General features: G+C 48.2%; 3 protein-coding genes. All 3 read left to right on the top strand.

Features of this window, described 5'->3' with window-relative positions; all coding sequences use genetic code 11:
* Positions 1-62 precede the first annotated feature (62 nt).
* The 3 genes from ubiA to hprK all read left to right on the top strand — a co-directional run bounded on the left by ubiA (position 63) and on the right by hprK (position 2,668).
* Positions 63-983 (top strand): 4-hydroxybenzoate octaprenyltransferase, encoded by a 921-nt coding sequence (gene ubiA / locus ACTHUM_RS11305; RefSeq protein WP_070843283.1) that lies wholly within the window; start codon positions 63-65, stop codon positions 981-983.
* A 269-nt stretch (positions 984-1,252) separates the two neighbouring features.
* The gene (gene ptsN / locus ACTHUM_RS11310; RefSeq protein ID WP_039862228.1) at positions 1,253-1,702 is read left to right on the top strand and encodes a PTS IIA-like nitrogen regulatory protein PtsN; all 450 of its coding nucleotides are present in this window, start codon (positions 1,253-1,255) and stop codon (positions 1,700-1,702) included.
* A gap of 3 nt (positions 1,703-1,705) precedes the next feature.
* Positions 1,706-2,668 (top strand): HPr(Ser) kinase/phosphatase, encoded by a 963-nt coding sequence (hprK, locus tag ACTHUM_RS11315; protein ID WP_003747372.1) that lies wholly within the window; start codon positions 1,706-1,708, stop codon positions 2,666-2,668.
* Positions 2,669-2,706: the final 38 nt, after the last annotated feature.

Genomic DNA, 2,706 nt, shown 5'->3' on the forward strand with positions numbered 1-2,706 from the left:
AGCTAAGGCTCTAAAAAGCCTTTCCTTCCGAATCGACACATAAACAACGACACATTAAATCAATGAACATAAGGCGCTTTTTTCTACAATTTCTACCGCGTTACGCTGTCGGACGGATGGTGATATACGCCAAACTGATGCGCGTCGACAAACCCATTGGCACACTGCTTTTGCTGTGGCCGACTTATTGGGCATTGTGGATTGCGTCTAAAGGCGTTCCTGACGCGGATATTTTTCTTGCCTTTAGCGCAGGCACATTTTTGATGCGCAGCGCAGGTTGCGTGGTAAATGACTTTGCCGACCGCAATTTTGACGGTGCAGTAGAGCGCACTAAAAACCGCCCGTTTGCCAAAGGTTTGGTTTCTAAAATCGAAGCGCTGCTTTTGACCGTCATGTTGTGTCTGATGGCAGCTTTATGCTTGGTGCAGCTCAACCGCTTTACTTGGCTGATGAGCCTTCCGGCCTTGTTCCTGGCCATCACATATCCCTTTACCAAACGCTTTTTCCCGTTGCCGCAGTTTTATTTAGGACTGGCATTTTCGTTCGGCATTCCCATGGCCTTTGCCGCCGTGCAAGGCCGAGTGCCTTCCGAAGCGTGGCTGATGTTTACCGCCAATGCCTTATGGACGTTGGCTTACGACACGATTTATGCCATGGCGGACAAAGAAGACGATTTGAAAATTGGCATTAAAACTTCGGCAATCACATTTGGCCATCACGACATTACTGCCTCTATGCTTTGCCATTTTTGGTTTACGGTATTGATGGCGGTGTTGGGTATCAAAATCGGTGCAACTTGGCCGTATTGGTTGATATTGCCGATAACTGTTTATTGGCAGTATCAGCAATATGTTGTCATCCGTACGCGCAATCGCCAGTTGTGCTTCCAAACGTTTTTGGCCAATAACCGCATCGGTTTGGCGTGGTTTTGCGGATTGGTCTGCCATTATTTCTGGGTATTTTTGGTTTCCAAACTGTTTTAAAAAAAGAAGTTGGGGCCGTCTGAAAAGAAGGGGAAAAGGGGTATGCCGGGCATACCCCTTTTCATTTGAATCATAGTTTGGCTATTGATAGCATTTTTACTTTAAATTCAATATAAGCAAGCAGTTGGATTATTTTTAGCTCGTTAAAAAATATCAAGAACAACATGGAAAATGTTAGCAGGGCGAGTGTAAATTACGCCTTCAGGATTGAGATTTGCACCGACAATCGGTACAATCCTATTGTTTTGCGACATTTAAAAGAGATACACATGAGCCTGATTGGCGAAATTTTACCTTTGTCCCATATCGTTTTGGATTTGGAAGTCAGCAGCAAAAAGCGTCTGTTTGAAGAGGCCGCCCAGCTGCTGGAGAATGAAGCAGAATTACCGAATACCAACGTGTTCGACTGCCTGTTTGCCCGTGAAAAGCTTGGTTCGACCGGTTTGGGGCAGGGGGTGGCGATTCCTCACGGCCGTCACGCATGCGTGAAAAAAGCCACCGGTGCGTTTATCCGCACCAAAGAGCCGGTTGCCTTTGATGCGCCCGACGGCAAACCCGTTTCCTTGATTTTCATCCTGCTTGTGCCTGAAAACGCTACCGGCGAACATTTGGAAGTCTTGTCCAAACTGGCCGGCAGATTCTCTCAAAAAGCCATCCGTGAAGCATTAATGGCCGCAACTTCTGCCGAAGAAGTACGCACACTTCTGACCGAAGAGTAATTCATGCCCAGCATATCCGTCCGCCGCCTGTTTTCCGACAATCAGCACAAACTCGAACTTGCTTGGGCTGCCGGCAATTCTGGCGCGGACAACCGTATCGGTGTCGAAGCCGATAAACCCGTCTTGGCCTTGGTCGGCCACTTAAACTTTATCCATCCCAACCAAATTCAAGTTGTCGGCGTAGCTGAAGCCGAATATTTGCGCCGCTTGGAGTCGGGCGAGCTCAACTACGATTTCGGAGAGCTTTTCGACATCCCCATGTCTTTGGTCATTGTCGCCAACGGCTTGCCGGTATCGCCCAAATTGCGCGATTATTGCCATACCAACAGTATCCCCTTGCTGACTTCCAAACAGGAAAGCCCGCACCTGATGGACGTTTTGCGGATTTATCTGCAACGGACATTGGCAACTTCCACCATCAAGCACGGCGTATTTTTGGATGTATTTGAAGTGGGCGTACTCATTACCGGACAATCCGGCTTGGGTAAGAGCGAATTGGCATTGGAGCTGATTTCGCGCGGCCACAGCCTGATTGCCGATGATGCGGTCGAACTTTTCCGTACCGGCCCGGAAATGCTGGAAGGCCGTTGCCCGCCTATGCTGCGTGATTTCCTCGAAGTACGCGGTTTGGGCATACTTAATATCCGCCATATTTTTGGCGAAACCTCTATCCGTCCGAAAAAAATCCTCCAGCTGATTATCAATTTGGTTCCGGCCGACGACGGATATATGAAACAACTTGATCGATTGAGCATCCGTACCGAAACAGAATCTATCCTCAACGTCAGCGTCCGTTCCGTTACCCTGCCTGTTGCAATCGGTCGAAACTTAGCAGTATTGGTTGAAGCTGCAGTACGCAATTACATCCTTCAATTGCGTGGTAAAGACAGCACCAAAGAATTTCTCGAACGTCACCAAACACAACTCAAAGAAAACGAACAAAATCATGAAAATCGTCCTGATTAGCGGCTTATCCGGCTCGGGAAAGTCCGTAGCTCTTAAGC

The organism is Neisseria sp. P0021.S006 (genome assembly GCF_051956895.1).